The 12,013-nt window shown below is 68.1% G+C and carries 13 protein-coding genes; 5 read left to right on the forward strand and 8 right to left on the reverse strand.

What is annotated here, in order from left to right; all coding sequences use genetic code 11:
* Positions 1-26: 26 nt before the first annotated feature.
* The 4 genes from AC5WJ1_RS25775 to AC5WJ1_RS25790 form a co-directional block, all read right to left on the reverse strand.
* Complete coding sequence (locus AC5WJ1_RS25775; RefSeq protein ID WP_195427864.1) at positions 27-1,085, reverse strand: AI-2E family transporter; 1,059 nt, start codon at positions 1,083-1,085, stop codon at positions 27-29.
* A gap of 177 nt (positions 1,086-1,262) precedes the next feature.
* Positions 1,263-1,487, reverse strand: coding sequence for a DUF2188 domain-containing protein (locus tag AC5WJ1_RS25780; RefSeq protein ID WP_133094407.1), 225 nt, complete (start codon positions 1,485-1,487; stop codon positions 1,263-1,265).
* Between the two features lie 174 nt (positions 1,488-1,661).
* On the reverse strand, positions 1,662-1,955 hold the full coding sequence (locus AC5WJ1_RS25785) for a GYD domain-containing protein (RefSeq protein WP_133094408.1): 294 nt from the start codon (positions 1,953-1,955) through the stop codon (positions 1,662-1,664).
* 239 nt (positions 1,956-2,194) lie between these two features.
* Positions 2,195-2,716, reverse strand: coding sequence for a MarR family winged helix-turn-helix transcriptional regulator (locus tag AC5WJ1_RS25790; RefSeq protein ID WP_135702904.1), 522 nt, complete (start codon positions 2,714-2,716; stop codon positions 2,195-2,197).
* Positions 2,717-2,855: 139 nt separating this feature from the next.
* Between AC5WJ1_RS25790 and badH the strand changes: the two genes are divergently transcribed.
* Genes badH through aliA form a run of 4 tightly spaced genes read left to right on the forward strand, consistent with a single transcriptional unit; the run spans position 2,856 to position 7,304 of the window.
* On the forward strand, positions 2,856-3,623 hold the full coding sequence (gene badH / locus AC5WJ1_RS25795) for a 2-hydroxycyclohexanecarboxyl-CoA dehydrogenase (protein ID WP_133094410.1): 768 nt from the start codon (positions 2,856-2,858) through the stop codon (positions 3,621-3,623).
* Positions 3,624-3,658: 35 nt separating this feature from the next.
* Positions 3,659-4,441: a 2-ketocyclohexanecarboxyl-CoA hydrolase gene (gene badI, locus AC5WJ1_RS25800; RefSeq protein ID WP_133094411.1), complete on the forward strand. Its 783-nt coding sequence runs from the start codon at positions 3,659-3,661 to the stop codon at positions 4,439-4,441.
* A 21-nt stretch (positions 4,442-4,462) separates the two neighbouring features.
* Positions 4,463-5,614 (forward strand): cyclohexanecarboxyl-CoA dehydrogenase, encoded by a 1,152-nt coding sequence (gene aliB, locus AC5WJ1_RS25805; protein ID WP_494476674.1) that lies wholly within the window; start codon positions 4,463-4,465, stop codon positions 5,612-5,614.
* A gap of 49 nt (positions 5,615-5,663) precedes the next feature.
* On the forward strand, positions 5,664-7,304 hold the full coding sequence (gene aliA, locus AC5WJ1_RS25810) for a cyclohexanecarboxylate-CoA ligase (protein WP_494476675.1): 1,641 nt from the start codon (positions 5,664-5,666) through the stop codon (positions 7,302-7,304).
* Positions 7,305-7,403: 99 nt separating this feature from the next.
* On the opposite strand, the gene AC5WJ1_RS25815 is transcribed toward aliA, so the two are convergent.
* From AC5WJ1_RS25815 to AC5WJ1_RS25830, 4 genes are all read right to left on the reverse strand, one after another.
* Positions 7,404-8,828, reverse strand: coding sequence for a diaminobutyrate--2-oxoglutarate transaminase (locus AC5WJ1_RS25815; RefSeq protein WP_135702901.1), 1,425 nt, complete (start codon positions 8,826-8,828; stop codon positions 7,404-7,406).
* A gap of 64 nt (positions 8,829-8,892) precedes the next feature.
* On the reverse strand, positions 8,893-9,630 hold the full coding sequence (locus AC5WJ1_RS25820) for a 4'-phosphopantetheinyl transferase family protein (RefSeq protein WP_167884546.1): 738 nt from the start codon (positions 9,628-9,630) through the stop codon (positions 8,893-8,895).
* Positions 9,617-10,441: a thioesterase II family protein gene (locus AC5WJ1_RS25825; RefSeq protein WP_434034542.1), complete on the reverse strand. Its 825-nt coding sequence runs from the start codon at positions 10,439-10,441 to the stop codon at positions 9,617-9,619. Before AC5WJ1_RS25825 ends, AC5WJ1_RS25820 begins: the two co-directional genes overlap by 14 nt.
* Complete coding sequence (locus AC5WJ1_RS25830; RefSeq protein WP_434034543.1) at positions 10,438-10,773, reverse strand: MbtH family protein; 336 nt, start codon at positions 10,771-10,773, stop codon at positions 10,438-10,440. The genes AC5WJ1_RS25825 and AC5WJ1_RS25830 overlap by 4 nt, the downstream gene beginning before the upstream one ends.
* Before the next feature lie 134 nt (positions 10,774-10,907).
* On the opposite strand from AC5WJ1_RS25830, the gene AC5WJ1_RS25835 reads away from it, so the two are divergent.
* The gene (locus AC5WJ1_RS25835) at positions 10,908-11,981 is read left to right on the forward strand and encodes a TauD/TfdA family dioxygenase (protein ID WP_135702898.1); all 1,074 of its coding nucleotides are present in this window, start codon (positions 10,908-10,910) and stop codon (positions 11,979-11,981) included.
* The last annotated feature ends 32 nt before the right edge of the window (positions 11,982-12,013 follow it).

The raw sequence follows: 12,013 nt of genomic DNA on the forward strand, positions 1-12,013 counted from the left end.
GATGCCGGAGTGGCGGCGACGGCCGTTCACATCGTGTCGTCGCGATCCTCGATCACCGAAATATCCCAGCAGGAAATAAACAGCGCAGCAATCAGAGGACCTATCACAAAGCCGTTGATGCCAAATACAGACATGCCGCCCAATGTTGATATCAGGACCACCCAGTCTGGCAACTTGGTGTCCTTGCCGACCAGGACAGGACGGAGCAAGTTGTCCACGGCGCCAATGACAAGGGTACCGATGGCAATGAGCGCGATTCCTTTCCAGGCAGGGCCCGCCAGCAAGAAATAAACCGCGGCCGGACCCCAGACCAGCGCGGCCCCGATGGCCGGTAGCAGGGACAGAAACGCCATCAGCGTCCCCCACAGCAACACCCCGTTGATGCCCAGCAGCAGAAAAGCCACGCCGCCCAGGATTCCCTGGACCGCGGCCACTACGACGTTACCCTTGACCGTGGCGCGGACTACGGTGGTGAATCGGCCGACCAGCCGGCGTGTGTGCGCGTCGTTCAGCGGTATCGCCTCGCGGATGCGATGGGAAATGACCGTACCATCACGCAGCAGGAAAAACACCAGATACAGCATGATGCCGATGCCGACGGCGAACTGCAGGGTGTTCTGGCCAATGGTGACAGCCTGGGCCGCCATGAACTGGCTGATCCGCGCGGCACCTTCGGTCAGTTTCGATTGCAACCCCGCTATGTCGGCTAATCCGATTTCGTTCAGCCAGTTCTCGACGGAAGCGGGCAGGGCCTGTACGGCAGTCCGAAAATACTGCCCGAAGTCCCACTGGCCAGTCTTGATCTGGTTGTAGGCATGCGCCACTTCCTGTGCGAGTGTGGCAATCATCAGGAAGACGGGAACAATGGCCAATAGCACGCAAACAAGCAGCGTCGTCAGCGCTGCGAGATTTTCCCGGTTGCCAAATCGCACCGTCAGCCTGCGTTGCATTGGATGAAACAGGATCGCCAGTATCGTGCCCCAGAGGATCGCGCTGAAGAAGGGCAGCAGTATCCAGATGAACGCAATGGTGACGGCGACCAGAAGGATGTAAAAGCCTTTCAAGTTGCGCATCGGATTGTCCATGAGTCCGGCCTGCGTACATTGCGGTAGTCGAAGCGCATTGGTGTACGTGTGCGGCCTGACGTGGGGTATGCCATGCCGGTCGCTATCCGGAGCAGATCCGTGCGCGGTCTGGAGGGGCCACGGAGGCAGCGCCCGGATTCAGGGTCGCAGAAGCACGATGCCGGTGGTGCCCTGCAACTACCCGTCGAGGTCGCCAGGAGCGTTTCCAAATGAGCTTCGCTCCATGATCCGGTGATCCCTGCCGTGGATCAGCAGCTCAACCTTTGCGCGCCTGGCTTTCTCCATGCCGGTAGCGATCGCATGATCCATCGAAGTGAATCGCTGCTGGTTGCCGGAGCGTCCTTCCGCTTCGACCGCCCAGCCGTTATGGGTAGGCACGACGTGGATATTCTTGCCTGGCATGGCGCTCTCCCGGAAGTTGGCAGTATGAGTGTCTGCTCTGTCTCGCCTCCCAGGTATCGGGCGTCGTCTGACAAGGCCGTCGGATATCAGGAGAACAACACAAGCCAGAAGCGACAACGCCCGCCAGGCACCATGGCGGGCGTGCTTCATGACGGGGACAGTGCGAAGGCGGGCTCAACTCATCTTGCCGAGGATCGCCTGCATTTCGTCGACATTGAATGCCCGCAGCGTCTGCGTGCGCACGTTGCCCAGCGCGCCGACCGCCAGGCCGAAGGCGGTCATGCTGGCATCATCCTGGGCCTCGACAGTCAGCACGATGTCGTATTTGCCCAGTGTCCAGAAGATGTCTTTCATCTGCACCCCGAAACGCGCGCCCATCTCGCGCACCGCGGCGGCGCGCTTGGTGGTGTCCTTGACGGCGCGGATGCCCTGGTCGGTGAAGCTGGCTAGCACGATGTAGCGGGTCATGGCGGGACCTCCGGTAAAGGATCGATCGAACGCCGTCCCGGCTGCGCGCACGCAAGCCATCGCCGCAAGCCGGGGCAGTGGTTCAGGACTCCCCGGCGCAGCACCGGGGTGCCTGAGCAACCCCATGCCGATGCATATCGCGCGCCAGCGGCCGTGGCGCGCCGCGTGGCGGGAGATGCCGCAGGGCCGGCCGCCGCGTGGCGGCGCGATGTGTATCAGCCCTGATACAGCGGCCCGCCTCAGTCCTGCGCCGGGCCGCTATCGCCGCCGTCCGGCGTATCCAGCGCGCGCATGTTGTCCAGCAGCTTCAGCAGGTAGTGCAGCGTATGCGTCAGGTCGTTGGTCGAGAACCCGTCCAGCGCCTGCTCGTAGTACTGCCGGATCTTCGGCTGCGCCTGGTGCAGCCACACCTCGCGGCCCGGCTCGCTCATCCGCACCAGCCGCGAGCGGCGGTCGCGCCCGTCCGGCGCCAGCGTCACGTGGCCGTCCCGTTCCATCCGGCTGACCAGGCCCGACAGATTCTGGCGGCTCACCATCAGGTAGCGCGCCAGGTCGCCGACGCTCATGCCATCGGCGGCTTCCGGACGCGACAGCGCGCCCAGCACTGCCCACTGCTGCGTCGTCAGGCCTTCGGCTTCGACCGCTCGCGACCCGGTTTTATGCAACATATTTGCGCATTGGTATAGGCGAAAGAACAGCCGGTTGGCCAGTTCCGCGCGGGCGCTGGTAGGGGGTGCGCCATTTTTGTCGGGGTTAACCATAGTCATTTCCATAGTATTGATGCCTTGCGCCAGCCGTCGACCGCTCCTATTATACGTCAATATATTTACGTAATTGACGGGGCAGGTGGCGGCGGCATCGCCGGCACGATAGCACCGGAACCCTGAAAGGAGAACGGCTGTGCAAGGACTCGAAGGCAAGACGGTCATCGTGACCGGCGGTGGTGGCGGTATCGGCGGCGCAACCTGTTTGCGCTTTGCGCGCGCCGGGGCGGCGGTCGGCGTGCTCGACCTGAACCCGGAGGCAGGCGAACGCGTGGCGGCGCAGATCCGCGATGCCGGCGGCCGCGCATTGTCCGTGCGCTGCGACATTACCGATCGCGCCAGCGTCGACGCCGCGGTGGCTGCGGTGGAGCAGGAGCTGGGCCCGATCGACGTGCTGGTCAACAACGCCGGCTGGGACGTGTTCCGCCCGTTCGTCAAGACCGAGCCGGCGCAGTGGGAGCGGCTGATCGCCATCAACCTGACCGGCGCGCTGCATATGCACCACGCAGTGCTGCCCGGCATGGTGGCGCGCAAGCGCGGACGCATCGTCAATATCGCCTCCGATGCCGCGCGCGTGGGGTCTTCCGGCGAAGCGGTGTATGCCGCGTGCAAGGGCGGGCTGGTGTCGTTCTCCAAGACTATCGCGCGCGAGCATGCGCGCCACGGCATCACCGTGAACGTGGTGTGCCCGGGGCCGACCGAGACCGCGCTGTTCGAAGACTACAAGCAGGGCGCGGGCAACCCCGAAAAGCTGGTGGAAGCCTTCACCCGCTCGATCCCGCTGGGCCGCATCGGCCAGCCCGACGACCTGCCCGGCGCGGTGCTGTTCTTTGCCGGCGACGACGCGTCGTTCATCACCGGACAGGTGCTGAGCGTGTCGGGCGGCCTGACCATGAACGGCTGAGCGCAACCCATCCCGAACTGACAACGGAGACCACCATGCAATACGAAGACATCCGCTATGAAGTGCGCAACGGCGCGGCCTGGATCATCATCAACCGCCCGGAAAAGATGAACGCCTTCCGCGGCCGCACCTGCGACGAACTGATCCACGCCATCAACCGCGCCGGCTATGACCGCGAGATCGGCGCCATCGTGCTGGCAGGCGCCGGCGAGAAGGCCTTCTGCACCGGCGGCGACCAGTCCGCGCATGAAGGCCAGTACGACGGCCGCGGCACCATCGGCCTGCCGATGGAAGAGCTGCACAACGCCATCCGCGACGTGCCCAAGCCGGTGATCGCGCGCGTGCAGGGCTATGCCATCGGCGGCGGCAACGTGCTGTGCACGATCTGCGATTTCACCATCGCCTCGGACAAGGCGGTGTTCGGGCAGGTTGGCCCGCGTGTCGGCTCGGTCGATCCCGGCTATGGCACTGCGTTCCTGGCTCGCGTGGTCGGCGAGAAGAAGGCGCGCGAGATCTGGTACCTGTGCCGCCGCTATCCCGCCGCCGAGGCGCTGGCGATGGGGCTGGTCAATGCCGTGGTGCCGCACGAGCAGCTCGACGCCGAAGTGCAGAAGTGGTGCGACGAGATCCTGGAAAAGAGCCCGACCGCGATCGCCATCGCCAAGCGCTCGTTCAATATGGACACCGCGCACCAGGGCGGCATCGCCGGCATGGGCATGTACGCGCTCAAGCTCTACTACGACACCGAGGAATCGCGCGAGGGCGTGCGCGCCTTCCAGGAAAAGCGCAAGCCTGACTTCCGCAAGTACGCAAAGTGAATGGAGCCAGCGGAGACAGCCATGAATCCCTACCTTGACGAAGACCTGTCGGCGCTGGCCGAACATGCCCGCCGCTTTGCCGACGCCCGCGTCGCGCCCGGCTACCTGGAGCGCGACCGCACCCGCGTGCTCGACCGCGCGCTGATGCGAGAGATGGGCGAGATGGGCTTTATCGCGCCCGAGCTGCCGGAACAATACGGCGGGCAGGGCATGGGCTCGCTCGCGGCCGGTGTGATCCACGAAGCGGTGGCGCGCGCCGACCTGAGCCTGTCGTATATCAACCTGCTGGCCTCGCTGAACGGGCAGATCCTGGCGCATCACGCGCGGCCAGAGATCGCCGGCCCATGGCTGCAGCGCCTGACGCGCGGCGAAGCGCTGCTGGCGATCGCGCTGACCGAGCCGCGCGGCGGCTCGGACGCGGCCAGCCTGCGGCTGCGCATGGAACGCGATGGCGACCACTATGTGCTCAACGGCGAGAAGACCTCGATCTCCGCCGCCGACCAGGCCGATGCCGCGGTGGTGTTCGCACGCAGCGGTTCGGTCGAGGCGGGCGCGCGCGGCGTGTCGGCGCTGCTGGTGCCGATGGACCTCCCGGGCATCACGCGCAACCGCTTCGATTGCCACGGCCAGCGCGCCATCGGACGCGGCTCGATCTTCTTCGAGAACGTGCGCGTGCCGGCGAGCCATCTGCTCGGCAAGGAGGGCGAAGGCTTTGTGCAGGTGATGCAGGGCTTCGATTTCTCGCGCGCGCTGATCGGCCTGCAGGTGCTGGCCGTGGCGCAGGCGGCGCTGGACGAGACCTGGGCCTACGTGGCCGAGCGCCAGGCCTTCGGCAAGCCGCTGTCGGCGTTCCAGGGCGTGTCGCACCCGCTGGCAGACTTCGAGACCCAGGTGCAGGGCGCGCGCCTGCTGTGTTTGCAGACGCTGTGGCTGAAGGACCGCGGCCTGCCGCATACCGCCGAAGCCGCCATGTGCAAGTGGTGGGCGCCCAAGCAGGCGTACGACGTGGTGCACCAGTGCCTGCTGTCGTTCGGCCACGGCGGCTATGACCGCGGCGTGATGGAGCAGCGCCTGCGCGACGTGCTCGGCTTCCAGATCGGCGACGGCACCGCGCAGATCATGAAGACCATCATCGCGCGCACGCGCGCGGGGCGCGAAGCGGTACCGGCCTGACGCGCGCCCGACGCAACGACTGGCAGCACACAACAACGAGGAGACCGCCATGGATTTCGACGCCGTACTGATCGCGCCGCGCCGTGCCGCCAGCATTGCCGCCGGGCACTGGCAGGACCGTACCATCAACGACTATCTTGCCGAGTGCGTACGTGAGCGGCCCGACGCCCCCGCGTTGACCGCGCTCAGCATCGATCGTCAACACGTGACGCGCTTCACCTGGCAGCAGCTGGAGCGCATGGCCGAACGCGTGGCGGTGGGCCTTTCCCGCCTCGGCATCGTGGCCGGCGACGTGGTCTCATGCCAGCTGCCCAACGGCTGGCACCTGAGCGTGCTGTACCTGGCCTGCGCGCGCCTGGGCGCGGTGCTCAACCCGGTCATGCCGATCTTCCGCGAGCGCGAGCTGTCGTTCATGCTGGCGCACGCCCGGAGCAAGGTGGTGGTGGTGCCGAAGTTGTTCCGCGGCTTCGACCATGCGCAGATGCTGCGGGGTTTGCGTGAAGGGTTGCCTGCGCTGCGCCATATCGTCGTGGTGGATGGCGACGGCGACGACAGCTTCGAGGCGCTGCTGAGCGGCCCGTCCTGGGAAGACGCAGCCGATGCCGCCACCATCCTGCAGTGCAGCCGCCCGGGCCCGGACGACGTCACGCAGCTGATCTACACCTCCGGCACCACCGGCGAGCCCAAGGGCGTGATGCATACCGCGAACACGCTGTTCTCCAACATCGTCGCCTATGCCGGCCGGCTGCATCTCACCGGCGACGACGTGGTGCTGATGGCGTCGCCGATGGCACACCAGACCGGCTTCATGTACGGCCTGATGATGCCGGTGGTGCTGGGCGCGCATGCGGTGCTGCAGGACATCTGGGACCCGGCCCGCGCCGCCGCGCTGATCCGCGACGAGGGCGTGACCTTCACCATGGGCTCCACGCCTTTCCTCACGGACCTGGCGCGCGTGGTGGCCGAGTCCGGCGCGCCGGTGCCGAGCCTGCGCATCTTCCTGTGCGCGGGCGCGCCGATTCCGGGTGCGCTGGTCGAGCAGGCACGGCAGGCGCTGGGCGCGAAGATCGTATCGGCATGGGGCATGACCGAGAACGGCGCGGTCACCACGACGCTGCCGGAGGACAGCGACGAACGCGCGTCCACCACCGACGGCCGCCCGCTGCCCGGCGTGGCGATCCGGGTGGTCGATGGCACCGACACGGACGTGCCTGTCGGCGAGACCGGCCGGCTGCTGGTGCGCGCCTGCTCCAATTTCGGCGGCTACCTGAAGCGCCCGCAGCTGAACGGCACCGATGGCGATGGCTGGTTCGACACCGGCGACCTGGCCCGGCTCGATGCCGAGGGGTACCTGCGCATCGCCGGCCGCAGCAAGGACGTGATCATCCGCGGCGGCGAGAACATCCCCGTGCTGGAGGTCGAGACCTTGCTGTACCGCCATCCCGCGGTGGCGCAGGTGGCGATCGTCGCCTATCCCGACGAACGGCTGGGCGAGCGTGCCTGTGCCTTCGTGGTGCCGCGCGCCGGGCATGACTTCGATCACGCGGCGATGGTGGAATGGCTCAAGGGGCAGAAGATGGCGCTGCAGTACATCCCGGAAAAGCTTGTCGTGCGCGATGCGTTGCCGGCGACGCCGGCGGGGAAGATCCAGAAATTCAGGCTGCGCGATCTGTTGCGGGATGCGCTGTAGCACGATGCGCTAACCGTTGGTTTGCTCCCCTTTCCCGCTTGCGGGAGAGGGGCCGGGGGAGAGGGGCCGGGGGAGAGGGCCGGCGCGTGTCAAGCGCGCTTACCGTAACTCCCGCGTTGCCGCGCCAAGCGCCTCGCCAAACAACTCACCCACCAGATCCACCTCAGCCTCGTCAATGACCAGCGGCGGCAGGAACCGCACCGTCGCCCCATGGCGCCCGCCCAGCTCGACGATCAGCCCGCGCTGCAGGCATTCGCGCTGCATGGTACGCGCGAAGTCGCCATCGGCGGGGTACGCGCCGACCACGTCAGGGTCGGCACGCTCATCCACCAGCTCCACCCCAAGCATCAGCCCGCGCCCACGCACCTCGCCAATTGCGGCGAAGTCCGACTGCAGCTCGCGCAACCGTGTCGCGAGCCGCTGCCCCATGCCCTCGGCATGCGCCACCAGCCCTTGCGCAGCGATAGTGCGGATGGTGGCCGAGCCCGCCGCCATCGCCAGCTGGTTGCCGCGGAAGGTCCCGGCATGCGCGCCCGGCTGCCAGGCGTCGAGCGCGCCGTCGTAGATCACCACCGACATCGGCAGCCCGCCGCCGATCGCCTTGGACAGCACCAGCACGTCCGGCACGATGCCGGCATGCTCGAACGCGAAGGTGTGCCCGGTGCGGCCCAGCCCGGTCTGCACTTCGTCCAGCACCAGCGCGATGCCTCGCTCGCGCGTGATGCGGCGCAGTTCGCGCAGCCAGCGTGCCGGCGCGGGAATCACGCCGCCTTCGCCTTGCACCGCTTCTACCACCACCGCTGCCGGCGGCAACACGCCGGACTCGGGATCGGACAGCATCTGCCCGATATAGCGCAGCCCGGCATCGATGCCGGCTTCGCCGCGCAGGCCGAAGGGGCAGCGGTAGTCATACGGATAAGGCAGGAACTGCACGCTGGCGCCGAGCGCGCCCAGCGGCGCCTTGGGCCCCAGGTTGCCCATCAGCGCCAGCGTGCCGTGGGTCATGCCATGGTAGCCGCCGGCGAAGCTCAGCACGGTGTGGCGGCCGGTGGCGGTCTTGGCCAGCTTGAGCGCGGCTTCGATGCCGTCGGCACCGGTCGGGCCGCAGAACTGGATGCGCGCGCGCGCGGCGAACTCGTCCGGCAGCAGGCCGAACAGGTCGTCGATAAAGCGGTCCTTGACCGGCGTGGCCAGGTCCAGCGTATGCAGCGGCAGGCCGCTGTCGAGCGTGTCGCGCAGCGCGCGCACCACCGCCGGGTGGTTGTGGCCGAGCGCGAGCGTGCCGGCACCCGCCAGGCAGTCGATGAAGAGCTGGCCGCTGGTGTCGCGCAGGTACACGCCGTAGCCCTGTTCCAGCGCCAGCGGGATGCGGCGCGGATACGAGCGGGCGTTGGATTCGCGGGCGCACTGGCGCTGCAGGTAGGCATTGTCGTCGAGCCGGATCGGCGCTTGCCGGGCAAAGGCGCCGGCCGAGAACGGCGCGGGTTGGCCATGGGCGAGCGTGGCGAGCGAGGGAGGCGTCATGGTGTCGTTCCTAGCGGAGGGCGTTGATACAGGGGCGTTGGGGGCGTTGACTGCAAGGACTGGATCAAGGGTTGGCGCTGGCGCACCGCGGCGGGTATTGCCGTTGCACGACGCGCACCGCCGCGAGCGGCGTGGCCAGGCATGCCACATAGCGCGAACCGCCGCCGGCATCGTGCAGATACCAGACACCCGCGCCGGCGCGCGCCAGCGGCGGCACGCATCCGGCGCTGCCGGGCGGCGCCACGCGCACCGCTTGCGGCGACGCCGACAGGCCGGTGCCGAGCGCCTTGCTGCACGCTTCCTTGGCGGTCCAGAGCCGCAGGAAGCCGAGCATGGCGTGCTCCGGCTGCCGCTGCGCCAGCCCGGCAAGCCAGTGCATTTCATCGGGCGCGCAGGCGACGGCGGCGCTGTCGCGCCAGTCCGCCCAGGCCATGCCGGCACGCCAGGCTTCGATGTCGATGCCGACCGGCGCGCGCGACAGCGCGATCACCGCGCGCGCGCCGCTGTGGCTGACGTTGAAGTGCAGGGGCGGGTTCTCCGGGGCCGTGGCCAGCACGGGCTTGCCGAAGGCGTTGGCGGCCAGCGGGACGGCGGCGGGCGGCAGGGCCAGGCAGCCGCCCAGCAGCGTGCGCAAGGCCGCGCGCGCCGCGGTAAAGCGGTTGCGGTCGGCGGCCTGGCGAAACGCGGCGGCGCGGGCGTGCTCGTCAGCAGAAAGCACGGTGGGATCCACCGGCGCATCGGCCGCCACGTGCCACACGTGGATGTCGCCGTGCGACGGTGCGGCGAAGTCAGGCAAGCGCATGGCCGGCTTCTCCGCTGAGCGGCGCGGTGCCAAGCACTGCCTGCGCAACGGCATCCAGCACCGCGGGCGCCGCTTCGTGCAGGAAGAAGTGCCCACCCGCGAAGACCTGCTGGCGGCAATCGTGCAGGGTTTCGTCGCGCCAGGCTGCCAGCGTGGCGGGCGGCGCGTGGACATCGTCCTGGCCGCCCAGCACGGTGATCGGGCAGCCCAGGCGCGGGCCGCGGACGTAGCGCCAGCGCTCGCACAGCGCGATGTCGGCACGCAGCACCGGCAGGAAGAACGCCAGTGCTTCCGGGGTTTCGCGGATCTCGGCCGGCATGCCGCCCATCCCCGCGATGACGTCGGCGAAGGCGCCGTCAGGCAGCGTGCTGAACGGCGGCCGCGCCGACGGCAGCGCCGGCGCGCCTCGTCCGGACACAACCAGCGCCGTGGGCGCAAGGCCGTGCACGGTCTCGAGCACGCGCGCGGTCTCGAAGCCGAGCAGGGCGCCCATGCTGTGCCCGAACAGCGCAAAGCGCGGCGCCTTGGTGCGCGCCGCGCGTGCGATCGCCGCCGCCAGCGCCGCGGCCAGTTCCTCGATCGAAGCCGCATGCGCCTCGGCCGTGCGCATGCCGCGTCCGGGCAGGCATACCGGCGCCAGCTCCACCTGCGCGGGCAGCGCGTCGCGCCACCCGTGGTACGCGGTATGGCCGGCGCCCGCATAGGGCAGGCAGTACAGGCGCACGCGCGTAGCCTCTGCATTCGTGGCATCGCCTGCCCGTCCGGGCATCACGGCAAACCAGCGCTCGCGCCCAGGCTGCGGCGCGCTCATGCGCCAGCCAGCGCGCGCTGCAGGCTGAGCGGGCGCATGTCGGTCCAGACCGTGTCGATATGGGTCAGGCACTCGTCGCGATTGCCCTGGAATCCGGTGCTTTTCCATCCTGCCGGGACGGGCTTGTAGTCGGGCCAGATCGAGTACTGGCCTTCTTCATTGCGGACGACGTGGAAACGCGTGTCGGGGTGGTCCCAGCTCATGGCAATGCTCCTCTGGTGGTGTGGAAACGCCATCGCGGCGCAGGCAAGCAAGTCCGCCGCGATGGCGTCGCGAACGGTCGCGATGATTCGTCGGTCAATATCGTAAATGATAATGATTTGTATTTCCATTCGTAAATTATTCCGCTACACTCGCTTCACACTTTCAATGTGCAGACATGGTTCGCGAGGCTGCCCCCGTTGGCCTCCATTGACTCCCAGGCCGCAACCGGCCTCGCGAACGCACCCGTAGAGGCAACAGGGATATGGACACGACCAGTACCATCGCCGACCTCAGGGCGGACCACCGCGCCGCTGCCGGCGTGGCTACCGCCGCAACCTCAGCCACCTCGGCAAGCAACGCCGGGGCAGGCGGACTGCGTATCGCCCCGCTGTCCGCGCAAGGCGCGCTGCCGCTGGTGGTCAAGCCGGACGGCGGCACCGACTGGCGCGGCCAGTTCCATGCCATGGCGGCGATTGCCGCCGAGCAGTTGCCGCGCGTCGGCGGCGTGCTGTTCCGTGGCTTTCATTTCGATGACGACACCGCGTTCCGCGCCTTCGCCAGCGCCTTCGGCCATCCGCTGCTGAGCTACGAGTTCGGCTCCACGCCGCGCTCGCAGGTCAGGGAGGGCGTCTACACCTCGACCGAATACCCGGCGCACCAGGTGATCCCGCTGCATAACGAGCAGTCGTACACGCTGCAGTGGCCGATGAAGATCTGGTTCCACTGCGTGCAGCCGAGCGAATCCGGCGGCGAAACGCCGATCGCCGACAGCCGCCTGGTCTACCAGCGCCTCGACCCAGCCATCCGCGAGCGCTTTGCGCAACGCCGGCTGATGTACGTGCGCAACTACGGCAACGGCCTCGACCTGAGCTGGCAGCGCGCCTTCAACACCGAAGACCGCGCGCAGGTGGAGCGCTTCTGCCGCGCGCAGCGGATCGAGTTCGAATGGAAGCCCGACGGCGAGCTGCGCACGCGCCAGCTGTGCCAGGCGGTCGCGCGCCATCCCGTGACCGGCGAGATGGTGTGGTTCAACCAGGCCCACCTGTTCCATGTGTCCAACCTGGCGCCGCACGTGCGCGAGACCTTGCTGGACGTGGTCGGCAGCGTCGACGAACTGCCGCGCAACGTCGTCTACGGCGACGGCGCACCGCTGGAAGACGATGCGCTGGCCTCGATCCGCGCCACGCTGGACCAATGCACGGTGCGCTTTCCCTGGCAGCAGGGCGACGTGCTGATGCTCGACAACATGCTCGCCGCCCACGGGCGCGGCACCTTCACCGGCGCGCGCCGCGTGATCGTCGCCATGGCCGAGCCCGCGCCGCCCGGACTGGGCTGAGGCGCGTTTCCCGTCTGATCACTCCTGGCCGG

The organism is Cupriavidus sp. MEYA8 (assembly GCF_059278825.1).

Coding starts and splice junctions, on each gene's coding strand:
- AC5WJ1_RS25775 (WP_195427864.1), bottom strand. CDS start 1,085: ATGGACAATCCGATGCGCAACTTGAAAGGCTTTTACATCCTTCTGGTC.
- AC5WJ1_RS25780 (WP_133094407.1), bottom strand. CDS start 1,487: ATGCCAGGCAAGAATATCCACGTCGTGCCTACCCATAACGGCTGGGCG.
- AC5WJ1_RS25785 (WP_133094408.1), bottom strand. CDS start 1,955: ATGACCCGCTACATCGTGCTAGCCAGCTTCACCGACCAGGGCATCCGC.
- AC5WJ1_RS25790 (WP_135702904.1), bottom strand. CDS start 2,716: ATGGTTAACCCCGACAAAAATGGCGCACCCCCTACCAGCGCCCGCGCG.
- badI (WP_133094411.1), top strand. CDS start 3,659: ATGCAATACGAAGACATCCGCTATGAAGTGCGCAACGGCGCGGCCTGG.
- aliB (WP_494476674.1), top strand. CDS start 4,463: ATGAATCCCTACCTTGACGAAGACCTGTCGGCGCTGGCCGAACATGCC.
- aliA (WP_494476675.1), top strand. CDS start 5,664: ATGGATTTCGACGCCGTACTGATCGCGCCGCGCCGTGCCGCCAGCATT.
- AC5WJ1_RS25815 (WP_135702901.1), bottom strand. CDS start 8,828: ATGACGCCTCCCTCGCTCGCCACGCTCGCCCATGGCCAACCCGCGCCG.
- AC5WJ1_RS25820 (WP_167884546.1), bottom strand. CDS start 9,630: ATGCGCTTGCCTGACTTCGCCGCACCGTCGCACGGCGACATCCACGTG.
- AC5WJ1_RS25825 (WP_434034542.1), bottom strand. CDS start 10,441: ATGAGCGCGCCGCAGCCTGGGCGCGAGCGCTGGTTTGCCGTGATGCCC.
- AC5WJ1_RS25830 (WP_434034543.1), bottom strand. CDS start 10,773: ATGGAAATACAAATCATTATCATTTACGATATTGACCGACGAATCATC.
- AC5WJ1_RS25835 (WP_135702898.1), top strand. CDS start 10,908: ATGGACACGACCAGTACCATCGCCGACCTCAGGGCGGACCACCGCGCC.